Origin of the sequence: Methylobacterium mesophilicum SR1.6/6 (assembly GCF_000364445.2) — a bacterium.
Classification (GTDB): Bacteria; Pseudomonadota; Alphaproteobacteria; order Rhizobiales; family Beijerinckiaceae; genus Methylobacterium; species Methylobacterium mesophilicum_A.
Map to the genome: position 1 here is coordinate 3231138 of NZ_CP043538.1, position 12332 is coordinate 3243469.

The following is a 12332-nucleotide window of genomic DNA, read 5'->3' on the forward strand; positions in this document are numbered from 1 at the left end:
CCGCACCGCGACGGTGACCCGTTCGGGCCGGAGGTGTACCGCGCCTTAAAATCCCGTAAGGACCGCTGCATGAGCGCGCGATCCTATCGCGACGCCAGAGGCCGGCCGCTCGTGGCTGTCACCGGCCTCGGCGTCGTTTCTTCCCTCGGTCAGGGACAGGCGGAGACCTGGGCGGCCATGGTGGCGGGCCGGTCGGGCATCCATGCCATCGACCGGTTCTCCACGGAGGGCCTGCGCACGCGGATCGCCGGCACCGTAGACTTTCTCGACACCGAACCCCTCGTCGCACCGTTACTGTCAGAGCGTTTCGCCGCGGTGGCCGCCGAGGAGGCCGTGGCGCAGGCCGGGATCGGCGCGAAGGGCGAGTTTCCGGGCGCCCTCTTCATCGCGGTGCCGCCGGTCGAGATGGAGTGGCCGCAGCGGCAGGCTCTCGCGGAGGCGGCGGGCGGCGACGGGCCGGTCGACTACGCGGGGCTGCTCCGGGCGGCCGCGACGCGCCGCTTCGATCCCTGGCACGACCTCTTCATCTTCGGCACCGTCGCCGATCGCATCGCCGACCGCTTCGGCACGAAGGGGTCGCCGATCTCACTCTCCACCGCCTGCTCGTCGGGGGCGACGGCGATCCAGCTCGGCGTCGAGGCGATCCGCCGCGGTGAGACCGCGGCGGCGCTCTGCATCGGGACGGACGGGTCGGTGAATCCGGAATCGCTGATCCGCTTCTCTCTCCTCTCGGCGCTCTCGACCCGCAACGACGATCCGGCGGCGGCCTCGAAGCCGTTCTCGAAGGACCGGGACGGTTTCGTCATGGGCGAGGGCGCCGCCGCCCTGGTCCTGGAGGACGCGGAGGCCGCGGCTGCCCGGGGGGCGACCATCCTCGGCTACGTGCTCGGCTGCGGGGAGAAGGGTGACGGCTTTCACCGCACCCGCTCCAGCCCGGACGGCGCGCCGATCATCGCGGCGATCCGGGCGAGCCTGGACGATGCCGGGCTCGAGGCCGACGCCATCGACACGGTCAATGCCCACGGCACCTCGACACCGGAGAACGACAAGATGGAGGCCTTGGGACTCGGGGCGGTGTTCGGCGACCGCGCGGCCGTCCTGCCGGTGACCTCCAACAAGTCCATGATCGGTCACACCCTCACGGCCGCTGGCGCCATCGAGGCCGCGGTGTCGCTGCTGACCATTCGCAACGGCCGCATCCCCCCGACGATCAACCACCGGGTGCCGGATCCGACGATCGCCCTCGACGTGGTCGAGACCGCCCGCGACCTGCCGGTGCGTACGGTCCTGTCCAACTCCTTCGGATTCGGCGGTCAGAACACCTGCCTGGTCTTCGGCGCGGAGCCGACGTGAGCGCCGGATCCCCACCCCGCCGCGTCCTCGTCACCGGGGGCGCCACCGGCATCGGCGCGGCGACCGTCCGCGCCCTGGCGGAAGCCGGATACGCCGTCGACTTCACCTATCGCGCCTCCGCCGAGGCCGCGCAGGCACTGCTCGAAGACCTTCGGACGGCCCATCAGGCCCGCACCTTCGAAGCCTATGCGGTGGATCTCGCCGACAAGGCCGCGCTCGACGGCTTCTGCGAGACCGCGGAGGCGGCCGGGTATGCCGGGCTCGTCCACAACGCCGGTCAGCCCTGCGACGCCTTGGCGGCGATGCTCGATCAGGACCGCGCCGAGGCCGCGATGCAGGTGAACTTCTTCTCCCTGACCCGGCTCGCGAAGGCGCTCATGCGCGAGATGATCCGGGCGCGCTCCGGCCGGATCGTCGCGATCGGATCGGTCGCGGCGCTCCGGGGCAATGCCGGCAATGCCGCCTACGCGGCCACCAAGGGCGCGCTGATCGCCTATTGCCGCACCCTGGCGATCGAATCGGCCAAGCGCGGGGTCACCGTCAACGTCATCGCGCCGGGCTTCGTCGACACGGCCATGATGGCGCGCTACGCCGCCTACCGGGACGGTATGGAGCGGCAGATCCCCGCCGGACGCTTCGCCCGGCCGGACGACGTGGCCGCGCTCGCCACCTTCCTGATGGGCGAGGGGGCTTCCTACATCACGGGGGCCGTGCTGCCCGTCGACGGCGGCCTGACGGCGATGATGGGCGTCCATCGGACCTGACGGTGATGCAAGCGAACCCGACGATCCTGCCGATGCGCGCCCGCCTCGCCCTCTCCGCCCTCTGCCTCGGGGCAACCCTCGTCGTGAGCCAGGCCCGGGCCGAGCCCGAGTCCTACCGGATTTCGGGCCTGCCGCCCGGCGAGCCGCTGAGCATCCGCGCGGAGCCGGATCCGTCCGCCGAGCAGATCGGCGAGATCCGCTCCCGGGCGCTGGTTTTCGGCTGCACCAACGATACGCCGAGCCGCACCACGTGGTGCCGGGTCAAGGCTGGCCGGGTGCTCGGCTGGGCGCGGCGGCGGTACCTGGCGCCGGACTGAACGAGAGACAGGATGCAAGCCCTCCAGCTGTTCGGCGACCGCGACCTGCGCCTGACCGAGATCGAGCCACCGCCCGCTCCGGGGCCGGGCGAAGTCCGGATCCGCATCCGCGCCGTCGGACTGAACTTCATCGACGTCTGGGGTTTCCGCGGGATGGCGTTCGCCAAGCGGAAGATGCCCCTGATCGTCGGGGCGGAGGCCGCAGGCGCGGTCGAGGCGATCGGCGACGGCGTCACGGGCCTCAAACCCGGAGATCGGGTCGTGCCGTACGGCGCGATGACCTGCGGCCGGTGCCGGGCCTGCCGAGACGGCCGCGACAACCTCTGCGAGGACGTCTCGGGTGTGATGGGCTTCCACCTCGATGGTTTCGCCCGCGAGCTGGTGACCCTGCCGGAACGCCTCGTCGTGAAGGTCCCGGACGGCGTCGGCGATACTGACGCCGCCTGCGCGGGCATCGCTTTCGGCACCGTCCAGCACATGCTGTTCGACAATGCCCGGCTGGAACCCGGCGAGAGCGTCCTCGTCCATGCCGGCGGCTCGGGAATCGGGACCGCAGCCATCCGCATGGCCAAGGCCATTTGCTGTACGGTCTACACCACCGTCGGCGACGACGAGAAAGGCCGTAAGGCGGCCGACCTGGGCGCCGACCATGTGATCAACTACCGCACGGAGCGGTTCGAGGGCGAGGTCCGGCGCCTGACGAAGCGCAAGGGCGTGGACGTCGTCTTCGAACATGTCGGCGCAGATACATGGAACGGGTCGCTGCTCTGCCTCAAGCGCGGCGGGCGGCTGGTGACCTGCGGATCCACCTCGGGCGTCTCGGCCACCATGAACCTGATGCAGCTGTTTCAGCAGCAATACCGAATCACCGGATCGTTCGGTTGCTCGCTCGCCAATATCGCCCAGTCGCTCGACAAGATGGCCGCCGGGATCCGGCCGGTCGTGGACACGGTCTACCCGCTCGCCGACTTCGCCCAGGGTCTGGAACGGCTCGAGTCGCGCCGCGTCTTCGGGAAGATCCTGGTCAGCCTGTAGTCGCAATTTCGCGCTGCGAGAGACTTGGCTTAAGCTTCGCTTTACGCGCGCGTCGGGGGCCGCAAGCGAACGCCCGGGAACCGATTGTGCTGCGTCTCGCCCTCCTCCTGAAACGGTCGTACCCGCGCCTCGCGGGTTTCGCGATGGTCCCGCTGATCCGCGCGCTCGTCTGGCTCGCGCGCGCGCTCGGGGCGGCCCGGTCGACCGCGCTCGGCGCCGCCATCCTGCGCCGCGTCGGCCCACTGCTGCCGGCGCACCGCACCGCCCTGGCGAACCTGCGCGCGGCGTTTCCGGACATGCCGGAAGAGCAGCGGAAGCGCGTCGCCCTGGAGGCCTGGGACAATCTCGGCCGGACGGGCGCCGAGTACGCGCATCTCGACACCCTGTTCGACTACGATCCCGCCGCGAGCGGGCCGTTGCGGACCGAGGTCTCGGGCATCGAGCACTTCTTCGCCCTGCGCGACGACGGGAAGCCGGGCCTGATCTTCTCGGCTCATCTGGCGAACTGGGAGCTTCCGGCGATCTGCGCAGCCCGCTTCGGGCTGGAGGCCACCGCGGTGTTCCGGCCGCCCAACAACCCCGCGGCCGCCCGGCTCGTGCAGGAGGTCCGCCGCAGGTCCATGGGCGGGCTGGCGGCGTCCAAGCCGGGCGCGGTCTTCGCCATGCGTGACGTGGTCGACAACGGCGGACATCTCGGTCAGCTGATCGACCAGCACTTCACCCGCGGCGTCGTGGTCGAGTTCCTGGGCCGGCCCTGCCTCGCCAACCCGCTGCTCGCCAAGCTCGCCCGGCACTACGAGTGCCCGGTCCACGGCGTGCGCGTCGTGCGGCTTCCCGAGGGCCGCTTTCGGCTGGAACTGACGCCGCCCCTGGACCTGCCCCGGGCCGCGGACGGCACCATCGACGTGACGGGCGCCATGCAGGCGATGACCGCGGTGGTCGAGGGCTGGGTTCGCGAGCATCCCGGCCAATGGCTCTGGATGCATCGCCGCTGGCGCCCAGACATGCTGCCCAAGGCTCGGACGAACTCGGCACCGGCTCAACCGCTGGTGGAAGCCTCTCAAGCCAACGTGATTTCACAGACCGCGTCACAGACGCTCTGATACGGCCATGACGCCCCGGCACCGCGCCCGCCTTCGCGACCGCCGCGCGCTCTGCGCAGCCGCTCTGATCTGTGTGTCGGCGTCCGCGGCCCGGGCCGAGCCGGTCCGCGCCGTCGTCGAGCTGTTCACCAGCCAGGGTTGCGGCGCCTGCCGCGCGGCGGAACCGGTCCTGCGCGATCTCGCCCGGCAGCCGGGCGTGATCGCCCTGACCCTTCCCGTCACCTACTGGGATTACCTCGGCTGGAAGGACACCCTGGCGCTGCGCCCGCTGACCGAGCGCCAGCGCGCCTACGCCCGCGGCCGCGGGGCCCGCCAGGTCTTCACGCCGCAGATCGTGGTCGACGGCAGCGGTTTCGCGCTGGGCTCGGACAAGGCGGCCCTCGACCGGCTGCTGCGCGATGCCGTGCAGCGCGGCGGACTGCCGGTTCCCGTGCGCGGAGAAAATCGAGGCGACCGGATCGTGGTCGAGATCGGCGCCGCGCCGGAGGTCAAGACTGACACACGCGGGGAGGTCTGGCTCTTGCCGGTCTTGCGCAGCCGGGCGATCGCGATCCAGTCCGGCGAGAATGGCGGCCGGACGGCGACCTACGTCAACGTCGTGCGGGGTCTCCAACGCCTCGGCGCCTGGACCGGGCAGGCGCTGCGCTTCGACGTGCCCGTCCTCCAGGCCGAGATGGGTGACGCCGACAGCTGGGTCGTGCTGGTCCAGGGAGCGGCGGACGGGCGGCCCGGCCGGATTCTCGGTGCGGCCAAGGGACCGGGGCTCGAGCGCTGAGCCCGCGCAAGCCGACGATGCTATTTCAGGTTGGCAAAGTCAGTCCGCCCTCGGTGCGCGCTCGGCTCGCGGGCGAGAACCACCATCCGCCCATCGAGGCGCTCAGTGACGCGTCGGAGCCAGTGAACAATACGCCGGCCCTCACGATCGATGGCAGCGCCGGCAGCGTCGTTTGTCGCATCGAGGCGGGGCCAGCCTGAAGCGGCGTGATCGGGCCGGACGCGGTGTTGCCTTGAGCGGCACGTGCGGACGTTTTCCCCGGCGTCGAGAGGGATCGCGGTGAGGCCGAGCCACGGAATGCCGGCACCGGCTCGCCATAGAACCGCAGGGACGGCAGGCTCGTTGCATGCAGGTGGCCGTCCGCCGATCGGGGTTGGCGTCCCCCCAAACGAGCCCCGGCCATGCGGCGACGCCACCTCCTATCCGGGCTCCTCTCCGGCCTTCTCGCGCCGCTGTCACCGGCGCTTCGCAGCGCGAACGCCGCCGATCAGGCCGTCGACGTCCTTCTGGTCCTCGCCGTCGACGTCTCCTTGAGCATCAGCGAGGCACGGTTCGAGCTGGAGCGGCGCGGTTATGCCGAGGCCTTCAGCGATCCGCGGGTGCTGCGTGCCATCGGCGAGGGCGAGACCGGCCGGATCGGTGTCGCCCTGTTCGATTGGGCCGGCCCCGGCGAGCAGCAGGTCGCGGTCGACTGGATGGTCATCGGGTCCAAACAGGATGCCGGTGTTTTCTCGGCCAGGCTCGAAGCCGCGCCGCGCCCATTCTACGGCCGCACGGCCATCGGGTCGGCCATTGCATTCGCCACGGACTTGCTGGCGCGGGCTCCGTTCCGGACCGGGCGAAAGGTCATCGACATCTCGGGCGACGGCACCGGCAACAGCGGTCGCTCCATCGCGGAGGCGCGAGATGCCGCCGTAGCGGCCGGCATCACCGTCAACGGCATCGTCATCCTCACCGACCCGGAGGGCATGCCGAGTTTCCTGAAGGACCACACAAATCCGGCAGGCGGCCTGGCTGCCTACTACCGGGCCATCGTGATCGGCGGGGACGGGGCCTTCGTCATGACAGCGGAGAACTTCGAAGCCTTCGGACGCGCCCTGGTCGCCAAACTGGTGCGCGAGATCTCCTGACCCGCCCTCCCGCTGACCCGAGGAACTCCGCCGATGCGCCTTGCCGTGCTCCAGTTCACGCACGAGACCGTGACGTTCCTGCCCAACGACACGATCCGGGACGACTTCATCTATCCCGGGTCGCCCGCTTCGGGTCCGGGCCTGCTGGCCACCGATCCGAAGGGTTACATAGGCGGCTTCGTACAAGTCGCGCGCGAGCAACAGGACGTCGAGCTCGTCGGCATCACGTCACCGCTGTGGCCGCGTACCGGCACCGCCTCGGGCTGGATCACAGCCGACGCCTACGCCCATTTCGTGGCCCTCATGCTGTCGGATCTACGGGGGCAGGGGCCCTTCGATGGCGTCTACATGGCGCCCTACGGCGACTCGCCCGGACCGCTGGCGCCCGGCCCGTGAGCGGGAGCCCGACCGCCGAGACGACAGGTGCCGCGCAGCGTCACCCCCGATGCTCGCGCCGCAAGTCCGAGGGCGCTAGGCTCATCCCGAACGCGCCCGGTGAGGCGCGGCCCAGGGAGGCGAGGCAATGCGGATTTCAGCCGACAGGCTGTCCGATTACGTACGGGACATTTTCATCCGGGAAGGTTGTCCGGAGGCGGAGGCCGAGCGGATCGGCCGCTTCCTCGTGGCCGCCAACCTCACCGGGCATGACAGTCACGGCGTCGTTCGCGTCACGCGCTACGTCGAGTGGCTGCGCACGGGCGAGGTCGAGGCTGGCCGCACGCCACAGATCGTCACCGACGCGCCGTCCTTCGCGCTGCTCGATGCCCAGTACGGCTTCGGACAGACCGCGGGACCCTTCGCCACCGATCTCGGCATCGCCAAGGCTCAGGAGAGTGGTGTGGCCATCGTGGCGCTCCGCCATGCCGGTCATCTCGGACGGATCGGCGAATGGGCCGAGCGGGCGGCCGCGGCGGGGCTGGTCTCGGTGCACTTCGTCAACGTGGCGGGCAGCCTGCTGGTGGCACCCTTCGGCTCGGTGGAGCGCCGCTTCTCCACGGCGCCCTTCGCGGCCGGGTTCCCGGTGCCGGGAGCGGAGCCGATCATCCTCGATTTCGCCACCTCGGCAGTGGCCGAGGGCAAGGTGCTGGTCGCCTCCCGAGGTGGCAAGCCGCTGCCGGAGGGTGCGCTGATCGAGCCGGACGGCCGGCTCAGCGCGGACCCGGCGACTCTGTTCGGTCCCCTGGATGGCGTCGAACGCGACAACCAGCGCGGCGCGGGCGCGATCCGGGCCTTCGGAGAGCACAAGGGCTCGGGCCTCGCGCTCATGTGCGAGCTCCTGGCCGGCGCGCTCACCGGGTCCGGCACCGCGGGGCCCGGACGGCGGCGGATCTGCAACGGCATGCTGTCGATCTACGTGACGCCGTCCGCCCTCGGCACCGAGGAAGTTCTGGCGACCGAGGCGCGCACCTATCTCGATTTCTTCAAGAGCGCCCGACCGATGCCGGGAGCCGAGGTGCTGCTGCCCGGCGAGCCGGAGCGCCGCATGCGCGCCCAGCGCCTCGCGGAAGGCGTGCCGCTGCCGGAACCCGTCTGGGAGACCCTCCTCGCGGCGGGCCGGCCGCACGGGCTCGACGGAGACGCCTATCGCGTCTGAGCCGGCCCGACGTGACGCGCGCGGCGACCCGGGGAAGACCGGGACGCCGCGTCCGGAATTCCGGAGAGTGACAGCATGCCCAGACTGCGCTGGCTGATGATCGGCCTCTGCATGGCGGCGAACGCCATCAACTACATCGACCGCGCCAACCTTGCGGTCGCCGCGCCGTCGATGTCGAAGGAGCTGGGCCTCGACGCCACCGACATGGGCCTGATCCTGTCGGGCTTCTTCTGGACCTACGCGATCATGCAGTTGCCCTTCGGGTACGTCGCCGATCGCGTCGGCCCGCGACTGTCTCTGATGGTCGCCGTCGTCTGGTGGTCGGCCTGCACGGCGCTCACGGCCGTGGGACGAGGCTTCCTGTCGCTGCTCGGCCTGCGCATGCTCCTCGGTGTCGGGGAGGCGGGAGCCTATCCCTCCTTCGCCAAGGTGGCGGCCTCGTGGTTCCCGCGCAGCGAGCGGAGCTTCGCCAGCAGCATCTTCGACAGCGGCTCCCGGGTCGGCTCGGCGCTGGCGATCCCCCTGGTGACCTGGGTGATCGCAACCCTCGGCTGGCGCGAATCCTTCGTGGTGACCGGCCTGCTCGGCTTCGCCTGGGCGGTGTTCTGGATGTGGCTGTACCGGGAGCCGGAGGACCATCCCGGGGTGTCGCGCGAGGAACTCGCCCGCCTCCGGGCCGGCCAGGAGCGGCCCCAGGTGACCGAGACGCGGGACGCGCCCCAGGGGGCGGTACCCTGGCTCTCACTGTTCCGCTACCGCACGGTGTGGGGGATGATGGCGGGCTTCTTCTGCCTGAACTTCGTGATCTACTTCTTCATCACGTGGTTCCCGACCTACCTCGTCAAGGCCCGCGGCTTCTCGCTGGCCGAACTCGGCACCCTCGGCAGCCTCCCGGCGCTCGCTTCGATCCCGGCGGGCTGGCTCGGCGGCTTCGCGTCGGACGCCCTTTACCGCCGCGGCTGGAGCCTCACGGCCGCCCGGAAGACCTGCCTGGTCGGCGGCATGCTGATGTCGTCGGTGATCACCCTGTCGCTGATCGCCCCGAACATCTACGTGGCGCTGCTGTGCTTCGCGGTGGCCTACGGCAGCCTCGCCTTCACGGCCGCCTCCATCTGGGCGCTGCCCGGGGACGTGGCGCCCACTCCCGCCCACGTGGCGTCGATCGGCGGCATCCAGAACTTCGCCTCCAACGTCGCGGGGATCGTGACGACCACCTTCACCGGGGTCATGCTCACGATCACGCAGGGCTCGTTTGCGATCCCCCTGATCGTGGCCGGCGGGTTCTGCCTCCTGGGCGCCTTCATCTACCTGTTCGTGGTCGGCGAGATCGCGCCGCTGCCGGTGCGTGATGCATCTGCGCCGGCCCTTCAGCCGCGCGCCGCCCGGTGAGCGGTACCGCGCGAGAGGATCGTGAGGAGAGACCGATGTCCAGCTATCCCGTCATCACCCTGCGTCCGGACGACGGCGTCGTCGTGGCGCGTGGCGCGATCGAGTCCGGCACGGCGGTCACGGACGGCGTGACGGTGGCGGAGCGCATTCCGGCCGGCCACAAGGTCGCGGTCCGATCCCATCGCGTCGGCGAGCCGGTGACCAAGTATGGCCAGATCATCGGTTTCGCGAAGGCCGACATCGCCGCCGGGCAGCACGTGCACGTGCACAATCTCGGCATGGGCGACTTCGCACGCGACTACGCCTTCGGTGTCGACGCGCGGCCGACGCGGCTCGTCGCGCCGCCCGCGACCTTTCAGGGCATCCGCCGGCCGGACGGGCGCGTGGCGACCCGCAACTACGTTGGCATCCTCACCTCGGTGAATTGCAGCGCGCACGTCGCGGACCTGATCGCCGACGCGTTCCGCCGCCACCCGATCCTCGGCCTCGATCCCCTCGCCGAATATCCGAACGTCGACGGCGTCGTGGCACTGACGCACAAGACCGGCTGCGGCATGGCCATGGGCGAGCCCCTGCGGCTCCTGCGCCGGACGCTCGCGGGCTACGCCCGGCACGTCAACTTCTCGCATATCGTGATGATCGGACTCGGCTGCGAGGTGAACCAGATCGGCGCGTTCCTGGAGGAGCAGGGGCTCGGCGACCGGATCCGCAGCATGAACATCCAGAGCCTCGGCGGCACCCGGAGAACCGTGGAGGCCGGCATTGCGTTCGTGAAGGGCATCCTGGCCGAGGCCAATGTCGTCCATCGGGAGCCGGTGCCGGCGAGCGAGCTGATCGTCGCCCTGCAGTGCGGCGGCTCGGACGGGTATTCCGGCGTCTCGGCCAATCCGGCGCTCGGCGTCGCCAGCGACCTCGTGGTCCGGAACGGCGGCACGGTGATCCTGTCGGAGACCACCGAGACCTACGGGGCCGAGCACCTGTTCACCCGCCGCGCCGTGAGCCCGGAGGTGGGCCAGAAGCTCGTCGACCTGATGCACTGGTGGGAGGAGTACACCCGCAAGGAAGGCTCGGAGATCGACGCCAACCCGTCGCCGGGCAACAAGGCCGGAGGCCTGACGACGATCCTCGAGAAATCGCTGGGCGCCATGGCGAAAGCCGGCAGCACCAACCTCGTCGACGTCGTGCGCTACGCCGATCCGGTGACGGCCAAGGGCTTCGTCTTCATGGACACGCCCGGCTACGACCCGGTCTCGGCCACCGGGCAGGTGGCGGGCGGCGCGAACCTCGTCTGCTTCACCACCGGCCGCGGCAGCGTCTTCGGCTGCAAACCCTCGCCGTCGATCAAGATCGCCACCAACTCGGCCATGTACAAGCGGCTGGAAGAGGACATGGACGTCAATTGCGGCACGATCCTCGAGGGTGCCGAGACCGTCGAGCAGGCGGGTCAGCGGATCTTCGATCTGATCCTGCGGGTGGCGGGCGGCGAGCGGACGAAGAGCGAGCAGTTCGATTTCGGATCGTCGGAGTTCGCGCCCTGGCAGATCGGCGCGACGGTGTGAGCCGGAAGGCTGCCGCCAAGCACGCGTGCGAATGTCCAAACCGGCTTTGCGAGCGAAGCGAAGCAACCCAGTGTCGCGCCACGCCCTTCGATCGCGCGCCGCCCTGGGTCACTTCGCTCCGCTCGTGATGACGGCGCGAGCGGGGACAAATGCGCGATCAGAGATCCGTCCGCACCACATCCGGGAAGCCCAGGATGAAATCCGCGCCGAAGGCGGTGACCGGCGTGTGGAATCCCGCGGCCACGGCGCCGGCCGCGAGGCGTCGGGCAACCTCCAAGGCGGTCCGGACCGTCAAGGTGTAGCCCTCGGGCGTCTCCATCCGGCTGGCAACGCGCCGTCCCGTCGCATCCCAGGCCTCGGCCAGGAACGTGCTGCGGGCCGAGGCCCGCGCGGCGGCGGACGGTCCCTCCGGCAGCCGGTCGATCCCGCGATTGATCAGCCGCTGCGCCGTCTCCGCGGCGATGATCCGGCGGAGGCCGGCCGGCAGCCCCGCCGCCGCCGCCATGGCGGGGAAAGCCTCGAAGTAGACATCAATATCGGGAACGCCGGTCGAGTACCACGCGCTCGACACGTCGCCCAAGCCGAGCCCGACCGTGCGCCGGGATCCGCGGCCGAAATCGGCGCTTCCGCGGGGCGGGCTCGGCAACTCGACGATCCGGCCACCGCGCCGCACCCGCGTGCCCCAGGCGATCCCCTCGGCCATGGTCCGGGCGGTCCCGCGGCTGAACCCGCCAAACCCACCGATCGAGATCCGCAGGCGGTTCGCGCCGGGCAGTCGCGCCGCCACATGCGCGGCGAGGCAGTCGCTCGGCACCACGTCGAAGCCCGCCGCGGGCAGGAGGACGATGCCGGCGGCCTTCGCGTCCGCGTCCCGTGCGGCCAGAGCCTCCAGGACGCTGATCTCGCCGGTGATGTCGCTGTAATGAGCGCCCACGGCGAGGCAGGCCTCGGCCATGGGGCGTGCCGTCTTCGAGAAGGGGCCGGCCGCGTGGATCACCACCGCGACGTCCGCCAGGGCGGCGCGCAGGCCGTCCGGATCGTCGAGGCGGGAGGCGCGCCACGCGAGCCCGAGCCGCGCGGCGAGGGGACGGAGCTTCTCGGGGTCGCGACCGGCCAGGATCGGTCGCAGTCCCTGTCCGACGGCGTGCTCGGCCAGGAGCCGGCCGGTGTAGCCTGTGGCGCCGTAGATCATGATCGCGGTCATGTCCGGGCTTCTGCCACCGCGACGGCCGGTATCAAAGCGCGCGGCGCGGGGCAAACGGGCAGACGCCGCCTGTTAAACTGCGACGCCGGAGGGCGTAGCCTGCGGCAGG

The 12332-nt window shown here is 70.7% G+C and carries 12 protein-coding genes; 11 read left to right on the plus strand and 1 reads right to left on the minus strand.

From position 1 onward, the window contains the following. The first annotated feature begins 69 nt into the window (after positions 1-69). The 11 genes from MMSR116_RS15340 to MMSR116_RS15390 all read left to right on the plus strand — a co-directional run bounded on the left by MMSR116_RS15340 (position 70) and on the right by MMSR116_RS15390 (position 11019). Complete coding sequence (locus MMSR116_RS15340) at positions 70-1353, plus strand: beta-ketoacyl-ACP synthase (RefSeq protein WP_010682235.1); 1284 nt, start codon at positions 70-72, stop codon at positions 1351-1353. Further along, positions 1350-2117, plus strand: a complete 768-nt coding sequence (locus tag MMSR116_RS15345) for an SDR family NAD(P)-dependent oxidoreductase (RefSeq protein WP_010682234.1) — start codon at positions 1350-1352, stop codon at positions 2115-2117. Before MMSR116_RS15340 ends, MMSR116_RS15345 begins: the two co-directional genes overlap by 4 nt. Positions 2118-2122: 5 nt before the next feature. Next, the gene (locus tag MMSR116_RS15350) at positions 2123-2434 is read left to right on the plus strand and encodes an SH3 domain-containing protein (protein ID WP_010682233.1); all 312 of its coding nucleotides are present in this window, start codon (positions 2123-2125) and stop codon (positions 2432-2434) included. A gap of 12 nt (positions 2435-2446) precedes the next feature. After that, on the plus strand, positions 2447-3469 hold the full coding sequence (locus MMSR116_RS15355) for a zinc-binding dehydrogenase (protein ID WP_010682232.1): 1023 nt from the start codon (positions 2447-2449) through the stop codon (positions 3467-3469). Positions 3470-3555: 86 nt separating this feature from the next. Then, complete coding sequence (locus MMSR116_RS15360; protein ID WP_039892224.1) at positions 3556-4572, plus strand: lipid A biosynthesis lauroyl acyltransferase; 1017 nt, start codon at positions 3556-3558, stop codon at positions 4570-4572. A 7-nt stretch (positions 4573-4579) separates the two neighbouring features. Then, positions 4580-5347: a DUF1223 domain-containing protein gene (locus MMSR116_RS15365; protein WP_010682230.1), complete on the plus strand. Its 768-nt coding sequence runs from the start codon at positions 4580-4582 to the stop codon at positions 5345-5347. A gap of 401 nt (positions 5348-5748) precedes the next feature. After that, the gene (locus MMSR116_RS15370; RefSeq protein WP_010682229.1) at positions 5749-6477 is read left to right on the plus strand and encodes a DUF1194 domain-containing protein; all 729 of its coding nucleotides are present in this window, start codon (positions 5749-5751) and stop codon (positions 6475-6477) included. 33 nt (positions 6478-6510) lie between these two features. Further along, positions 6511-6873 (plus strand): M81 family metallopeptidase, encoded by a 363-nt coding sequence (locus MMSR116_RS15375; RefSeq protein WP_010682228.1) that lies wholly within the window; start codon positions 6511-6513, stop codon positions 6871-6873. 127 nt (positions 6874-7000) lie between these two features. Beyond that, on the plus strand, positions 7001-8071 hold the full coding sequence (locus MMSR116_RS15380; protein WP_010682227.1) for a malate/lactate/ureidoglycolate dehydrogenase: 1071 nt from the start codon (positions 7001-7003) through the stop codon (positions 8069-8071). Between the two features lie 75 nt (positions 8072-8146). Next, the gene (locus MMSR116_RS15385; RefSeq protein ID WP_010682226.1) at positions 8147-9460 is read left to right on the plus strand and encodes an MFS transporter; all 1314 of its coding nucleotides are present in this window, start codon (positions 8147-8149) and stop codon (positions 9458-9460) included. Positions 9461-9495: 35 nt separating this feature from the next. Then, positions 9496-11019, plus strand: a complete 1524-nt coding sequence (locus tag MMSR116_RS15390; RefSeq protein ID WP_010682225.1) for a UxaA family hydrolase — start codon at positions 9496-9498, stop codon at positions 11017-11019. A gap of 157 nt (positions 11020-11176) precedes the next feature. Here the strand turns inward: MMSR116_RS15390 and MMSR116_RS15395 are convergent, their stop codons facing one another. After that, a complete protein-coding gene (locus MMSR116_RS15395) occupies positions 11177-12223 on the minus strand; it encodes a saccharopine dehydrogenase family protein (protein ID WP_039892221.1) in 1047 nt (348 codons plus the stop codon). Positions 12224-12332 lie beyond the last annotated feature (109 nt).

What these genes read in the sequence shown, in the direction of transcription:
- MMSR116_RS15340 (WP_010682235.1), top strand. Translation starts at nt 70, where the DNA reads ATGAGCGCGCGATCCTATCGCGACGCCAGAGGCCGGCCGCTCGTGGCT.
- MMSR116_RS15350 (WP_010682233.1), top strand. Translation starts at nt 2,123, where the DNA reads ATGCAAGCGAACCCGACGATCCTGCCGATGCGCGCCCGCCTCGCCCTC.
- MMSR116_RS15355 (WP_010682232.1), top strand. Translation starts at nt 2,447, where the DNA reads ATGCAAGCCCTCCAGCTGTTCGGCGACCGCGACCTGCGCCTGACCGAG.
- MMSR116_RS15365 (WP_010682230.1), top strand. Translation starts at nt 4,580, where the DNA reads ATGACGCCCCGGCACCGCGCCCGCCTTCGCGACCGCCGCGCGCTCTGC.
- MMSR116_RS15370 (WP_010682229.1), top strand. Translation starts at nt 5,749, where the DNA reads ATGCGGCGACGCCACCTCCTATCCGGGCTCCTCTCCGGCCTTCTCGCG.
- MMSR116_RS15375 (WP_010682228.1), top strand. Translation starts at nt 6,511, where the DNA reads ATGCGCCTTGCCGTGCTCCAGTTCACGCACGAGACCGTGACGTTCCTG.
- MMSR116_RS15380 (WP_010682227.1), top strand. Translation starts at nt 7,001, where the DNA reads ATGCGGATTTCAGCCGACAGGCTGTCCGATTACGTACGGGACATTTTC.
- MMSR116_RS15385 (WP_010682226.1), top strand. Translation starts at nt 8,147, where the DNA reads ATGCCCAGACTGCGCTGGCTGATGATCGGCCTCTGCATGGCGGCGAAC.
- MMSR116_RS15390 (WP_010682225.1), top strand. Translation starts at nt 9,496, where the DNA reads ATGTCCAGCTATCCCGTCATCACCCTGCGTCCGGACGACGGCGTCGTC.
- MMSR116_RS15395 (WP_039892221.1), bottom strand. Translation starts at nt 12,223, where the DNA reads ATGACCGCGATCATGATCTACGGCGCCACAGGCTACACCGGCCGGCTC.